Source organism: Sphingobium sp. TomTYG65, assembly GCF_055395525.1.
In genome coordinates, this window is record NZ_AP027330.1 from 1,816,077 (window position 1) to 1,829,645 (window position 13,569).

Genomic DNA, 13,569 nt, shown 5'->3' on the forward strand with positions numbered 1-13,569 from the left:
CTCTCTTTCTGACGCTAAATTGCGTCAAAATGATTGCGTCTGGATTGTTATATGGGCCTGCAAGAATATGCTGATCACGGGCTTTTTGCCCCCAGCAAAATCGCAACGGCATTCCGCACGACCAGCGAGGAAGTTGCTCGTTCGGCGGGCTTAGGTCGCGACGCCGTTCAACGTAAAGAGAGGCTGCGATCCGATAAAACCCAGCGGCGCCTGAGGGAAATGGTCGAAATAATAACCAAGACCAGCCCTCGCTTCGGATCTCCTCTGATCGCTTATGCCTGGTACAGGGCTGAGCCACTGTCGGGATTCTCCGGCCAGACGGCGATGCAGCTCGTGCAAGCCGGGCGGGCAAACGAAGTTCTGGAATATATCGACGCCATCGACGCAGGCGTTTACGCCTAACCGCCCCCATGCATTATCAAGGCAAGCTCTACCGGGCGCTGAACCCGATCTATGCACGCGAGCCACTTTCAGGCCGAGGCGCTGCGTCATACGGCGGCCGTTTTAACCCAAAAGGAACTGTCGCTCTCTACCTTGCAACCTCATTTCAGACCGCCATCAGGGAGGCAAACCAGGTCGGCGATCTCCAACCCACGACCATCGTCGCCTATGATGCCGATATCGAGAATATCTTCGACGGGCGCGATTCTGCTGAATTGAATAAATTCAACATGACCCTGGCCGGGTTATCCGACCCGAGCTGGCGCGACCAAATGAGGGCTACCGGAAAGGCCCATACCCAAATCTTCGCCAAATCCCTCATCTCCGAGGGTTTCAACGGCTTGCTTGTTCCCAGCTTCGCTCGCGGGGCCAGCGAGGGTGATGTTAATCTCGTGCTCTGGAAGTGGAGCAATCGACCACCGTCGAAGATCACGCTCATCGACGATGACGGACGCCTGGACAAGATTTGAACTTCAGACTTGGCCTGCTGCCGGTTCGGCGGACACTGAGATAGGCTCAATCGGGCTACACCAGCTTCTCGTGCGAAATCTATGGGACTGAGATAGCCGAGGGTCGAGTGCCGCCGGATCTCACTCGAAGCCGTCATTGTTGATTACCGTTGAGAAGTGACCCGGGATTTCCACCGCGAAGTGACCCGCCTGACGGTTATGTTTCCGATGTCATATGTGGGTCAAGATGCGGGTTTCTCCTTTCTGGGTTTAGCTTGGCGGGCAGAGCTGTTTTGAACCCGAAGCCGTCATTGCCGGTCTCCAGTATATGGCAGTGATGGGTGAGCCGATCTAGGAGCGCGGTGGTCATCTTGGCGTCAACGAATCTCCTTTCCTACATGAGAACAAATGTGGAACATGCCTGCCAGGAAAGGAGTCGGCAATGGTGATTATCGACGGTTCGTTCTTGCTTGGGGTGGCGGCCATCCTGACGAGCATCGCAACCCTCTGGCGGACGGCGAGGTCAAAAAAATAGGTGGGCAGCCCCATCCATGCGTCAGCCGTAGAGCCAATGCATGGATGGGTCGACCCACTCTGTGAACATCGGCATGGGGAATTCAATTATGGGCCGCGCCTTCCGCCACCGCTTTGGTGAAGTGCGCCGTTGGTCCGGCGCATTGTTGTTGGCATTATCGAGATTCCAGATTCTGTTGTCATGACCCAGCTCGAGCTGGGCGCGCTTTATACGGGCTTGGCCGGGTGACAACAGAGGTTAACATGAGACCGCTGAACAGCGGCACCAAGCCAGTTTGTTTGGAAGATGAAAGAGGGCGGGGCTGGCACAGCTCTGCTCCGGACGGTTAAGCTCGCCGTCGCGCCTTCCCGGGAGAATTTCTGACCAATTGCGATACCGCCCATGATGATCAGATTGTCGCTATGTCCCTGATCCGGATCACGCCGGTCAACGTCGCTCTGCCTCTGGACCATCATATAGTGTCGCTGGCTTAAGGGGAATGCCGTCCATCTCCCTCCGCTGCTGGCAGATTAGACTGAACGGACAGCCTGACGCCGTGCATGCGCACGGCACCGAAAGGGCGACACCGACGCAATCGCCTAGGCTCAGATCAAGCGCTTCCTTGACCAAGAAGTTCATTCTACATGCGCAAGCAGCTCCGCGATACGCTTCTTCTTTTTCGAGATCACCAGCCGGATCATAGATTGGGCTAAGGCTGCGGCATCAAAGAAGGGCTGCTGCCCCTCTTCTGTCAGCACATCTCGGCCTCGCTTCTGATCCAGGAGAATGCGGCGTCGGAAGTCCGCACCGATCTGCAAGCCTGGTTTGAACGGGCCGTACCTGAGGATCCCAACCTCTACGCACATGACGATGAGGGTCTCAACGACATGCCAGCGCATATCCGCAGCGCCCTCACGTCCGTCCAGCTCTCCATTCCGGTTTCGGGCGGTCGACCTGCCCTTGTCACGTGGCAAGGCATCTACTTGTTCGAGCATCGCAGGCGCCCGCATAGACGTTCGATTGTGCTGCACCTCATCGGCGAGTAGGCGCTCCTGCGAGGCCCCACTCGAAGTTCGTCCGCTTCCCTGAGTTTACTGATTATTCTATCAAGCTGACGATGAGCCACCTGTCGCTTGATGAGCACGCCCAAGCTGCCGAGATATTGTCGGGCCATTCCGACTATCGCGTGTTGCGCCGACTGGTACCGTTGACGAAATTTCATGACGGCCCGTCGCTGGGACGCTGTCGCGTAGGGGTAGCATTAGACGTGGAAACGACGGGGCTCAACCGAGACACCGACCACATTATCGAGCTTGCGGTGCAGCGCTTCCGCTTTGATGAAGCTGGACGTATAATTCAGGTGGGCACCGCACGTGTCTGGCGCGAAGATCCTGGCATTCCCCTGGAGCCGCGGATCACTCAGCTCACAGGCATCAGCGATGAAGATCTCGCCGGCAAGATGATCGACGAGATGGAAGCTATCGAGATATTAAGCTCGGCTGACATTATCGTGGCGCATAATGCCGCTTTTGATCGCCCCTTCATCGAAAAACGCCTGCCAGCTGTCGCCGGCAAGCCATGGGCTTGTTCTATGGCAGAGCTGGACTGGCTGGAGCTTGGCTACGACGGCCGGGCTCTTGCGCATCTGGTCGCCCAGTGTGGCTGGTTCTATGAAGGACATCGCGCGGAGAACGACATATTGGCCCTTCTCTATCTGCTGGCGCAGGGCTGTGCTGATGGCGAGACGATCCTCACTAAGCTTATCGCCTGCTCGGAAAAGCCGACCTACCGAGTCAACGCGATTGACGCGCCATTCGATGCCAAGGACCGCCTCAAAGCGCGGGGCTACCGTTGGGACGGGGCACTGCGCTTCTGGTGGAAAGACATTCCCGAATGTGATCGTGAAGCCGAACAACTTTGGCTGCTGAGCGATGTCTATGCGGGTTTTGGCGAACCCGCGTTCCTGCCCGTCAGCGCGGATCAACGCTACCGCTAGCCAAAGCTCGATCAGCGGCCCGGCATGTCCATCTGAGGCCAAGCAGAATGCGCCGCATCGACTGGATCCCGGCAGCCGTGGCGCTGACAGAATGTCGCGGCCCCCAGCGCCGGCCGGGCGGCTCTTGGCCGATTCCGGAATGACGGTTTGGCGGCGGGCGACTCAGGAAAGCTGCCTTGGCTTGCTCGAGAAACCCGCCGCGCCGCACACGACCACGGTCCGCCGTTTGAAACAGACTGGGCGAGTTGTCGCCGGACAGCCGGCAAGGATTTCAGTATACGGACTCAAGCCCCAGATGTTCGGTAAATGGATCAAAGTCACGGTCGCTATGAAGCAGGGCCAGGCCAGCTTCGATACATCGGGTTGCGATCAACGTGTCGATCGTCTTGCGAACAGTGACACCTAGCCCCCTGAGCGTGCGGAAATTGCGAGCTGCCCGCACTGCGATATCTCGGCCGCCGATCTCGATCATTTCGAGTGATCCAAGTAGGCGATGGCCCTGATTGAAATCGCGCTCGCTGGTGAAGCCTTGCAACACCTCGACCAGAATGAGATCACCGATCAACAGCGGCTGTTTGCCGAGCAGTGAATCAAGCAGGTCCGCCTGCGGAGAAGCCGTGCCGCGGAAGAAGTCGATCCAAACGCTCGAATCTACAAGGATCATCCGTCGATTCGCATAGTATCGAGATTCCCTTCCCAGGCGAGCTTGCCGCGAGCGCCCCGAAGTTTGGCCTGCGACTGGAGCGTAAGGAGCAACCTTAACCCCGCCTCCACCGCCTCGCGCTTTGTTTTCAAGCCAGTGGCACGAAGCGCCTTGGTCATAAGATCATCGTCGATCACGATATTGGTCCGCATAATGTGTATCCTTTTCCCGATTCATACACATAACGCATGTTGGACTGCGGATCAATCTGATCAGGCAGATTCGCTCAGGCCCGGCCCCACCCGCATCTGAACGAACGACCGTGTGTGGACGCCCCACCGGATACAAGGGGGTATTCGGGAGATTTTCGCGCGCAGGTGCAGGTGCTTCCGTGTGTCCGGCCTGTTGATGCAACCATCATCACGGCTGCTGGCCTGTATGGAGATCGCGGATCGGATCCAGACCGGTTTCGCGCGCTCGAAGCGCCTGGTCATTTCACTGGTTTTCCCGACCCCGTCTTCTGACCGTTGCGCCATACCTCTCTACTGACCTTCCTTGCGTCCCTGACGCCTCAAGCTTTGACGGTCACACCGCCGCAGCTGGAGCTCTGTAGGAACCGCCGTGGGCCATCAATGCCCAGACGGTTCTCGCCATCTTGTTCGCCAGCGCGACGGTGATCAGCATGCGTGGCTTGCGCGCCAGCATGCCGGCCAGCCATGCGCCAGCTTTATCAGGATTGCGCGCCGCAACCTTCGTCACCGAGCTCGCGCCAATGATCAGAAGCCTGCGCAAGCTACGCTCGCCCATCTTAGTTGTCCGCCCGAGGCGCTCCTTGCCACCGCTGGAGTGCTGTCGGGGTACGAGACCGAGCCAGGCCGCGAAGTCGCGCCCACGACGGAAGGTGCTGGCCGCGGGCGCCAGCGCCACCAGTGCGGTGGCGATCACCGGGCCGACGCCGGGGATCGTCATCAGCCGCTTCGCTACGGGATCAGCTTTCGCACGGTTCGCAATTTCGCGGTCGAGCAGGGCGATCTGCGTCTGAAGCGCTTCCAGCCCTTGCGCGATCACGACCAGCACGGGTCGCGCCTGAGCCGGAATGTCGGATGCAGGATCGCCGACGATCTCGACCAGCTTGCCGACGTGCCCGACACCCTGGCGAACGATGTAGCCGAACTCGGTGAGATGGCCGCGCAAGGCGTTGATCAGTTGGGTGCGCTGGCGCACGAGCAGGTCGCGAGTCCGGAATACGACCGCCGATGCCTGCGCCTCCGCGCTTTTGCCTTGAACGAACCGCATCGTCGGGCGCTGTGCTGCCTCGCAGATCGCTTCCGCATCAGCCGCGTCGTTCTTCTGCCGCTTGAGGAACGGCTTCACGTACGCGGGCGGTATTAGCTTCGTGTCGTGCCCCAATGCGGCAATCTCGCGCGCCCAGTGATGAGCACTTGCACATGCCTCCATCGCCACCGTGCACGACGGCAACGTCGAGAAGAACGCCAGGACTTCGTCACGCCGCAGCTTCTTGCGGACCATGACCGCGCCGCTCGCATCCGCGCCGTGAATTTGAAAAACCGATTTGGCCAGATCAATGCCGACTGTGCTAACCTCACCCATGGACGCCTCCTGCAGTGGTGCTTCAACACCTCCACTCTGGCACATCGATGCCGTCAGGGGGCGTCCACCCCAACGGTTTCAGGAATGAGGTAACGGCACTGTCATGGCAAAAAGTGGCGCTCAGCCGAACGGCCGCTGATCGGGCTCGATCAACCGCGATGACCCGCGATCGCCAGAACCGATCCAGAGCCAGACTGGCTGCGAATGACTTGCATTAGTATATTTGATCCATTAGCGCGCGCAGCAAACTAGGGGTTTGTTCATGCGCATCATCAGTTCTACTCTGCTCTCTACGACAGCACTGTTCTTGGCCACCACCGCAAACGCGCAACCTGTGTCTGAAGCCGAGTCCGAAGGACCGATCGTCGTCACTGCCGCCCGGAGTATTCTGCCCGCAAACGCACTGCCGCTGACGATTGATGTGGTGAACAAGGAGACGCTCGACCAGCAGCTCGCGATTTCCGGTTCGGTAACCGACGCCGTAGCAACCTTGACACCATCCTTCTCGCCCACCCGCCAGAAGCTTTCCGGCGCGGGCGAAACCCTGCGCGGTCGTTCGCCTCTCTACGCGATCAACGGCATTCCGCAATCGACCCCGCTGCGCGACGGCGCCCGCGACGGCTTCACCATCGACGGCTTCTTTATCGACCGGGTTGAACTGATCTACGGCTCCAACGCGCTACAGGGCATCGGCGGCACCGGCGGCATTGTTAATCAGGTCACGGTCGGCGCCCCGACCGAAGAGGGCCTAGGCGGCCGGGTTCTGTTGCAGGGCACGGCCGACAACAGCTTCCACTCCAACGGACTCGGCTGGAAGGCCGGCAGCCTGTTCCAGTATAAGGCCGGCAATTTCGACGCGACGATCGGCGCCACCTATGAAAAGCGCGGCGTATTCTATGACGGCCAGGACCGCCGCGTTGGCCTGAACCTGACGCAGGGCGAGACGCAGGACTCGCGCACGACCAATGTCTTCGCACGCCTTGGCTACGCGACTTCAGCGACCGGCCGGATCGACCTGATCGCCAGCCGCTTCGAGCTGAAGGGCGACGGGGATTTCGTAGCGGTCGCGGGCAACCGCAACGCCGGCCTGCCGACCAGTGCGGTCCGCGGCGCTCCTCCGGGCGATCCGGCCGCCAACCGCACCGAAAGCATCGCGCTGTCCTACACCGACACTGATCTGCTCGGCGGCAATTTCATCAGCCAGATATTCTTCAACCGCTCGCACGATACGTTCGGCGGTGAGATCGCGCCGATCGCGACCTTCCAGGACCCGGCTCTCGCGCCCGTCAACACGCTGTTCGACCAGTCGCAAAACCGCTCGCGCAAAGTCGGTGCGAAGTTCAGCTATGAGCGCGCGATGCCGGGCTTCGAGGCACTCACCGCGACTCTTGGCTTCGACGCTCTGTGGGACAAGACCGAGCAGCGGCTGATCGCCACGAACCGCGTCTGGGTGCCCCCGGCCGAGTTCCGGAGCCTCGCCCCCTTCGCCCAGGCCAATCTCAAACTGCTCGACGGTCTGGTGCGCATCGCTGGTGGCGCGCGCTGGGAAAATGTCCAGATCAAGATCGACGATTATCACACGCTGGCGTCAACAACCTTTGTCGCTTGCTCCGCTGGCCTGCCGGCCGGGACGCCTTGCGGCACGTCGACCTATGGCGGCGTCGCCGTTGCGGGCGGCAAGCCCCAGTTCGACGATCTTCTGCTGAATGGCGGCGTCATCATCGAGCCATGGCAAGGCATCCGCGCCTACGCCAGCTATGCCGAGGGCTATACCGCGCCGGACGTCGGCCGCATTGCCCGCTCCGCCAATCTGTCCGGCGTCGACATCGACAGCTATCTCGCCATTGAACCGATCGTGTCGAACAACCGTGAGATCGGCGTCGAAGCGAAGCGCGGCCCAATCGACGCATCGGCCACCTATTTCTGGTCGTCGAGCGACAAGGGTCAGCTCCTTGTCCCCGGCCTCGGGCGCAACTTCGACGTGCAACGTCAGCGCATCGAGATCGAGGGCATTGAAGTCAATCTGCGCAGCGAGACACCGATCGAAGGATTGAAGCTCGGCATCGGCTACGCCCATATCGAGGGGCGCTACGACAATAACGCCGATGGCGTGGTGGACACCGATCTCGACGGCGTGAACATCTCACCCGATCGCGTCAACCTGTCTGCCACCTTCAATCGCGGTCCGGTTTCGGCGATCCTGCAGACGCAATATTTCCTGTCGCGCACCTTCCATGCCGATCCGGGGCTGACGCAACCCGACCGGCGCAATAATTTCGGAGGCTATCACGTCACCGACGCCAGCCTCCGCTATCAGACCGGCTTCGGCGGGCTGCGGCTGAGTGTGCAGAACCTGTTCGACAAATTCTACATCGACTATAGCAGCGACACGCGGCTGCCGACCGACAACCTCGCTTATTTCGCGGGACGCGGTCGCACCTTCACCCTGAGTTGGGATTACAGTTTTTGAGGACGCTCGACCTCCTGCATCGCTGGCTTGGCGGATTGATCGGCCTTGTTCTGGCGGTGTTGGGATTTTGGGCGCCCTGCTGGTGCATAAGGACGCCTGGATTCTGCTGCCGCATGCATCCGACGCTCAGGTGCAGTATATTGGCGCGTGCTAATGTGGTTTGTATGATCGGTACGGCTAGGGAAGGCGTGATCCTCCAGGGCGCCGCCCCTCAATTCCAGCCATCGCAGCAGGCTGGTACGGGCATCGTCCATCAGTTCGAACTGAACAGGTCTCCCCGTCTTTTGCTGAACGACGATAGCCCGCGTCCGAATTTTCCGGTCACAAACGATGTCGCCGATCTTGATCTTCACCAGGTCACAGCCGCGCAGCTTGCTGTCGATGGCGAGGTCGAAGAGCGCGCGATCTCGGATCCGTCCATTCTGATCAAGAAAGAAGCGGACTGCCCAGATTTGACGTGGTTTCAGCGCACGCTTTGCACCTACCTTGCGCCCGGCGTTCCACGACACTCGTTCGCGTGCGGCGGGATCAAATTCTGATAATCCCATGACACTTCTCCTCGGGCCGCGATGGCCCGACCGCACAACGCTCGAAGTTAGGTCGACCCTTATCGGCCATTCAACAGCCGATTTTCCGTTCCCAGCTGCGGCTCGTCCGCTTCCCCGCCCTGGATGCCCATGATGGCCGATTCCAGAACGACCGGTCAGCGGCAAGCGACTCAGGACAGCTGCCCTTACCCTTGCGAAGGAAGCCATCGGGCAGCAGGCGACCAGCTTCAGACACCTATTTCCGTTGCTTCACGCCCCAAAAGCAGACGAAGACGGGCGCAAGGCGAATCCGATCAGGGGATTTGATGGACTGCCACGGACATTCTAGCGGTTGGAACTCCCTCTTTCGGCAGCTTTGGTCCAGTTCGTCATATCGAGCCAGTCTCTGGGCGGGATCAAATCGCTCACCGACACTCTTCCAACCGTGATCGACTTTGCATCAAGGTGCCCAACGGAACTGACGTAGCGATTTGAACTCTTCAGCAGCAAACCATCAGAGGTGCGGCACTCCCTCGTATCCCCCTCGGAGGCATCAATGGTCACGCGCCAACCGCATCGACGCCCAAGCAATGCGTCATACCCAATCAACGGCCGATCCGCCGACCACATGGAAGGAGGCGGCCCCGCCTCTGTCCGATGAACGTTCAGGGTCTTGAAATTCCCCTTCTCATCCTTCTCGAAGGAAACGGTAGCGTTGCTCCACATGACCCGCTGCCGCAGCTTCTCTCCGCTGGCATCTGAAACAGATTCAATGTGGCCCAGACGGCGAATCGTCTGCCGGACGCCCCGGCCGTTCCATTCATTGCCTTCAAGGATAACTTGGTCATTGGGCTGTGAACCGCGCTTCCCATCACCGGCATCAAGCCATCTTGACCAATCAAGCAAATCGCGCGGAATAGCTATCTCGTCCGGCTCAACCCGCCGCCGCGTAAGGGACACAACCCTGGACTCGCTAATCTCCACGCCTCCGGAGCCGATTTGCTTTTGCCACAAGATGACGCCGTCCGTCGTGAGGCACTTTTCGTGCGTCACAGGATCATGATAGAACGACCAGACAGTGCATGGCTCGCCGAGCACCTTATCTGTCTGGTCGGTCTGGCGAACCTCCACCGGCGAAGCAGTCACCGCACCCCACACTGAAAATCCCCGGCGCACAGCTTCAGAACCAGAGAAGCTGATCGATGCCCCCGATTTTATATCTGAAATCGAAGTATGTTCGCGCCCGTTCTCGACGACGTCCTCTCTAAGCAAATTGGCCGACCGATAGACCTTGACCTTATAACCGTGACTCTTCTCCCAGCCTTGACCTTCCATGACCGCAACTTAATCGACGGCGGCTGGAGTGGCGAAGATCGCATTCGCTGGTTGTCGAAAATGGATAACCTTGTCCTTGGGCCAGACCTCATAACGAGCGTCTCTAACAAAGGACGAGGCACCGTGCTTCTCAAAGAGCAGAGAACTGTCACAGGCGGAAAGGAACAATAGCAAGGTCGCTGCTAGTGGTCGTGGTGTCATGCCCGTCTCACCTCAGCAAAATGCAAAGTTTTCATCCCTCAGCCAATATTGATGCCAGAACGAGGGCTGCTAATCCCGGCTAACCGCCGTCAACATCTCGAAAGCCGCCCGTCCGCAATCCACCCGGCATCGTCGCTCCCTGCCCGCGAATCATCCCGTGCCGCCGATAACCTGCTGGTCGGTTTCGCACTTAAAAGCCGCCCAGCGGCAGCCGACCAAAGCCAGTCATTCAGTAGCTAAATTTCGACACTCCGAAGTAGACATTGAAGGGCGGGCGGTGCGCTTGTGTCGCTGGTTACCGCCGAATAAACGGGATGGATGAATATTCACCCAAGGCTTCCTGCGCTTACTCTCTTCGCTATCATTGTGGCGGGAGGATTCGGGATCGCGCGCATGGCACTCTTCCGCCACGACTTGCTCGGATTATCGAGCATCATTGTCGCGTTGGCTCTAACGGCGGTCTACAAACGTCTTGCAACTTCGAAGCGTCCTGATTTCCGCGGGGCCATGGACAATCCCCAGTCGAAATGGCCAATCCAACTCGCTTCAGCGGCGACTGACAGCTTTGAAATTTTTTTAGGCCGACCGGAAGGCTATATCGGTTATACCGATTACACCGCGATGAGTGTCGATGTTAATGATGATCTAGCAGCGCGAGAGCCCGCTCAACAGTATGCGCTATTGGGCTTCGGTACTGGTTTTCTTCAAGAAGTCTGGAGCAGGCTCCCTGAAGTTGAAGGATCCGGCCGCATCCTTTTCCGTGTCTTCGATGCCTCTCAGCGTCACACGGAATCGATCGGCTGGTTAGCTTATCTCCAGCGGTCCGGCACGGACAACGCGCCTCCCTCCACTGAAAACCTTCGTTCGGTCGTCCGATCCGTTGCATCGGCCGTTGTCTCCAAAGGACCGATCACAATGAAATTCTGGGACAAAGTGCACAACAAGCGGAGCGAAAGCCTTGATGCAAGTGGCGCATCGCCTGAAATGCTTAAGGAATGGACAAGCATCTATGAGACGGCGTTTGTAGAGGGGCAGCAACAGGCGCGCGGTGCAGCCGTTATAACTTAAGCCAATCTAATCGGGATCGCGGCTCTCCTGTACTTGCTGCCGGAAAGCTGACGGACGGGAATCCACCCCTCCTAGGGCACAAGGTCGGTAGGAACGTCACCGTCAAGAACCGTCGGGCAGCAGGCGACTAATTTCTGTCGTAGGTTGTGGTATTTCGCGCCGCTGTTACCGGCCAGTGTCGATCCTCTCTTTACGGTCCAGCAACCTCACGCACCGTAGCTGTCAGTTATGAATAGACTCAGTCAGTTGTTGCCGGTCGCGAGCATCTTAGGCTGTGGGGTGGCTCAGCCACCTCCCCTTGCAGCATTCGGCATTGGCCTATCAATGACTTGCTTGAGCTTTTGGATGGGTCGCAAATGGCCTGATCCTAAACCGACATTTGTGCCGGTTATTTCTCGGCCCGACGCTAAAACTCTACATGAGGAACGGCGCTCAATCGCCTTCGTCGCCGGAGCGATGATTGTAGGCGGCTTGATATGTCTATTCCTTTTGCCGCCAATCCTGCCCGTTACCATGTGGACCTTTTTTTGGCCTCCGATGGGCGCTCATGTCATTGGGCAAGGGGTCGGAACTCTCATTTTGGGATGGATCGCTGCACCTAAGGACGTTGCAGAGCACAATGCGTGGTTGGCAAAAATGGGCAGCAACCCTCACCGCAACTAATCTTTGTCCGCTTCCTACATGTATTTGTTGGAAACCCGACCTTCCGCAATCCACCCGGCATCTTCGCTCCCTTCCGACGAATGCCGCTATGCTTGGGATAACCTGCTGGTCCGCTGCGGGCTTGGAAAGCCGCCCAGCGGCAGGCGACCAAAGTCAGCCGTCTAGCCTGTTGCTGGTGTATCCCAATTTGCGACGGAAAAATGCGTCGGCGGCTTCAACCGCGCATTTTGCTCCTAGCACTACTTTGGCAGAAGTATGATTTTTGGGATTCCCTTGGCGTGAAATGCGTGATTCATGGGGAGCCAGCTTTGACGGAGGCTGGCGATGGACGAGGATTGGCAGGCGGACCTTGAGCGGTGGCTTGCCCCGTATCTGGAGGGGCTGGGTAACAAGACGCGGCGTCGGATGTGTCCGGCCTATATCGCCGGTCTGATTGGGCCGGGTGATCGCAAGAGCATCCAGCCTATGGCGGCCCGCTCGGAAGCCATCGCTTATGATCGGCTGCATCATTTCATCGGGGCAGGTCTGTGGGACAGCGCGCCGCTGGAAGCGACCTTGTGGAGCCAGGCGAACGAAATGGTCGGCGGTGACGGAGCCTGGCTGATCATCGACGACACCGCGCTGCCGAAGAAGGGCAAGGCGTCGGTTGGCGTCGCACCGCAGTACGCCACGGCGCTGGGCAAGAATGCGAACTGCCAGACGCTTGTGTCGGTGACGCTGGCCTCGGGCGAAGTTCCAGTCATGCTGAGCTTGCGCTTGTTCCTGCCGGAAAGCTGGACGAGCGATGTTGCGCGCATGGACAAGGCCGGCGTGCCTGCGCCCTTGCGTGAGTATCGCACGAAGCCAGAGATCGCGATTGAGGAGATCGATCGAGTTATTGCGGCCGGGGTGCGCTTCGGCTGCGTGCTGGCCGATGCCGGTTATGGGTTGTCCGCTCCGTTCCGGCAGGCGCTGAGCGCGCGCGGCCTTTGCTGGGCCGTCGGCATTCCCCGGCACCAAAAGGTCTACCCGGCCGACGTGCAACTGATCTTCCCGGTGGCGGGTCGCGGGCGACCGCGGGTGCGGCACGTGCCGGACGTCAAATCCCGGGCCGCACACGTCATGCTCGAGGACGCGAAGTGGCGTCAGGTCAGTTGGCGCAAGGGGACGAAGGGGCGCCTGGCCGCGCGCTTTGCCGCAGTGCGTGTGCGCATCGCCGACGGAACGCCCCAGCGGATCGGTTCCGCCGGAGCGCAGCACATGCCGGGAGAGGATGCCTGGCTGGTGGGCGAGCATCGCTCGAATGGCGAACGCAAATATTATCTCTCCAACCTGCCTGCCGACACCCCGATCAAGGCTTTGGCCGGCGCGATCAAGGCGCGCTGGATATGCGAGCAAGCCCATCAGCAACTCAAGGAAGAACTCGGCCTGGACCACTTCGAGGGCCGGTTCTGGACCGGGCTCCACCGCCACGCCTTGATGACGATGATGGCCTATGCCTTTCTGCAAAGCCGCCGGATCGCTCAGGCGGGACGGAAAAAAAAGAGTCCTCGGTCCGCCGCCGCAACCCAGCCTGCCAGCAGTGCGCCAAGCCATTCTTGACCACCTGTCACGCTCTCCCCCGGACCATTGTCCTCATTGCGGATGTAGCCTCACCAGACCCCCGTCCGCA

General features: G+C 59.4%; 11 protein-coding genes and 2 pseudogenes. 7 read left to right on the plus strand and 6 right to left on the minus strand.

Going from position 1 to position 13,569, the window contains the following annotated elements; all coding sequences use genetic code 11:
• Positions 1–51: 51 nt before the first annotated feature.
• On the plus strand, positions 52–402 hold the full coding sequence (locus tag ACZ5Y5_RS08935; RefSeq protein WP_464808299.1) for an MbcA/ParS/Xre antitoxin family protein: 351 nt from the start codon (positions 52–54) through the stop codon (positions 400–402).
• An 8-nt stretch (positions 403–410) separates the two neighbouring features.
• Positions 411–911, plus strand: a complete 501-nt coding sequence (locus ACZ5Y5_RS08940) for an RES family NAD+ phosphorylase (RefSeq protein WP_464808300.1) — start codon at positions 411–413, stop codon at positions 909–911.
• A gap of 196 nt (positions 912–1,107) precedes the next feature.
• Here ACZ5Y5_RS08940 and ACZ5Y5_RS08945 read toward each other — a convergent pair.
• Positions 1,108–1,275 (minus strand): annotated as a pseudogene (locus tag ACZ5Y5_RS08945) (ATP-binding protein); the annotation flags it as partial.
• A 792-nt stretch (positions 1,276–2,067) separates the two neighbouring features.
• Here ACZ5Y5_RS08945 and ACZ5Y5_RS08950 point away from each other — a divergent pair.
• Together ACZ5Y5_RS08950 and ACZ5Y5_RS08955 are read left to right on the plus strand one after the other, a co-directional pair.
• Positions 2,068–2,450: pseudogene (locus ACZ5Y5_RS08950) on the plus strand (secondary thiamine-phosphate synthase enzyme YjbQ).
• A 71-nt stretch (positions 2,451–2,521) separates the two neighbouring features.
• Positions 2,522–3,400 (plus strand): 3'-5' exonuclease, encoded by an 879-nt coding sequence (locus ACZ5Y5_RS08955; protein ID WP_464808301.1) that lies wholly within the window; start codon positions 2,522–2,524, stop codon positions 3,398–3,400.
• Positions 3,401–3,671: 271 nt separating this feature from the next.
• Here ACZ5Y5_RS08955 and vapC read toward each other — a convergent pair whose 3' ends face one another.
• From vapC to ACZ5Y5_RS08970, 3 genes are all read right to left on the minus strand, one after another.
• Complete coding sequence (gene vapC, locus ACZ5Y5_RS08960) at positions 3,672–4,064, minus strand: type II toxin-antitoxin system VapC family toxin (RefSeq protein ID WP_464808302.1); 393 nt, start codon at positions 4,062–4,064, stop codon at positions 3,672–3,674.
• Positions 4,061–4,255 carry a type II toxin-antitoxin system VapB family antitoxin gene (locus ACZ5Y5_RS08965; RefSeq protein ID WP_464808303.1) on the minus strand — a complete coding sequence of 65 codons (195 nt, stop codon included), beginning with the start codon at positions 4,253–4,255 and terminating at the stop codon, positions 4,061–4,063. The genes vapC and ACZ5Y5_RS08965 overlap by 4 nt, the downstream gene beginning before the upstream one ends.
• A gap of 373 nt (positions 4,256–4,628) precedes the next feature.
• Complete coding sequence (locus ACZ5Y5_RS08970) at positions 4,629–5,654, minus strand: IS110 family RNA-guided transposase (RefSeq protein WP_464808304.1); 1,026 nt, start codon at positions 5,652–5,654, stop codon at positions 4,629–4,631.
• Between the two features lie 262 nt (positions 5,655–5,916).
• Between ACZ5Y5_RS08970 and ACZ5Y5_RS08975 the strand changes: the two genes are divergently transcribed.
• On the plus strand, positions 5,917–8,124 hold the full coding sequence (locus ACZ5Y5_RS08975; protein ID WP_464808305.1) for a TonB-dependent receptor: 2,208 nt from the start codon (positions 5,917–5,919) through the stop codon (positions 8,122–8,124).
• Here ACZ5Y5_RS08975 and ACZ5Y5_RS08980 read toward each other — a convergent pair.
• Both ACZ5Y5_RS08980 and ACZ5Y5_RS08985 read right to left on the minus strand, forming a co-directional pair.
• Positions 8,112–8,672, minus strand: a complete 561-nt coding sequence (locus ACZ5Y5_RS08980) for a tyrosine-type recombinase/integrase (protein ID WP_464808306.1) — start codon at positions 8,670–8,672, stop codon at positions 8,112–8,114. The two genes, ACZ5Y5_RS08975 and ACZ5Y5_RS08980, sit on opposite strands and share 13 nt — an antisense overlap.
• Positions 8,673–8,996: 324 nt before the next feature.
• Positions 8,997–9,986, minus strand: a complete 990-nt coding sequence (locus tag ACZ5Y5_RS08985; RefSeq protein ID WP_464808307.1) for a hypothetical protein — start codon at positions 9,984–9,986, stop codon at positions 8,997–8,999.
• 594 nt (positions 9,987–10,580) lie between these two features.
• Here ACZ5Y5_RS08985 and ACZ5Y5_RS08990 point away from each other — a divergent pair.
• Together ACZ5Y5_RS08990 and ACZ5Y5_RS08995 are read left to right on the plus strand one after the other, a co-directional pair.
• Positions 10,581–11,255, plus strand: a complete 675-nt coding sequence (locus ACZ5Y5_RS08990) for a hypothetical protein (protein ID WP_464808308.1) — start codon at positions 10,581–10,583, stop codon at positions 11,253–11,255.
• Positions 11,256–12,242: 987 nt separating this feature from the next.
• Positions 12,243–13,499 (plus strand): IS701 family transposase, encoded by a 1,257-nt coding sequence (locus ACZ5Y5_RS08995; RefSeq protein ID WP_464808309.1) that lies wholly within the window; start codon positions 12,243–12,245, stop codon positions 13,497–13,499.
• Positions 13,500–13,569 lie beyond the last annotated feature (70 nt).

Excerpts from the sequence above, each read along its gene's own strand:
- ACZ5Y5_RS08935 (WP_464808299.1), top strand. The coding sequence starts at position 52 with ATGGGCCTGCAAGAATATGCTGATCACGGGCTTTTTGCCCCCAGCAAA.
- ACZ5Y5_RS08940 (WP_464808300.1), top strand. The coding sequence starts at position 411 with ATGCATTATCAAGGCAAGCTCTACCGGGCGCTGAACCCGATCTATGCA.
- ACZ5Y5_RS08955 (WP_464808301.1), top strand. The coding sequence starts at position 2,522 with ATGAGCCACCTGTCGCTTGATGAGCACGCCCAAGCTGCCGAGATATTG.
- vapC (WP_464808302.1), bottom strand. The coding sequence starts at position 4,064 with ATGATCCTTGTAGATTCGAGCGTTTGGATCGACTTCTTCCGCGGCACG.
- ACZ5Y5_RS08965 (WP_464808303.1), bottom strand. The coding sequence starts at position 4,255 with ATGCGGACCAATATCGTGATCGACGATGATCTTATGACCAAGGCGCTT.
- ACZ5Y5_RS08970 (WP_464808304.1), bottom strand. The coding sequence starts at position 5,654 with ATGGGTGAGGTTAGCACAGTCGGCATTGATCTGGCCAAATCGGTTTTT.
- ACZ5Y5_RS08975 (WP_464808305.1), top strand. The coding sequence starts at position 5,917 with ATGCGCATCATCAGTTCTACTCTGCTCTCTACGACAGCACTGTTCTTG.
- ACZ5Y5_RS08980 (WP_464808306.1), bottom strand. The coding sequence starts at position 8,672 with ATGGGATTATCAGAATTTGATCCCGCCGCACGCGAACGAGTGTCGTGG.
- ACZ5Y5_RS08985 (WP_464808307.1), bottom strand. The coding sequence starts at position 9,986 with ATGGAAGGTCAAGGCTGGGAGAAGAGTCACGGTTATAAGGTCAAGGTC.
- ACZ5Y5_RS08990 (WP_464808308.1), top strand. The coding sequence starts at position 10,581 with ATGGCACTCTTCCGCCACGACTTGCTCGGATTATCGAGCATCATTGTC.
- ACZ5Y5_RS08995 (WP_464808309.1), top strand. The coding sequence starts at position 12,243 with ATGGACGAGGATTGGCAGGCGGACCTTGAGCGGTGGCTTGCCCCGTAT.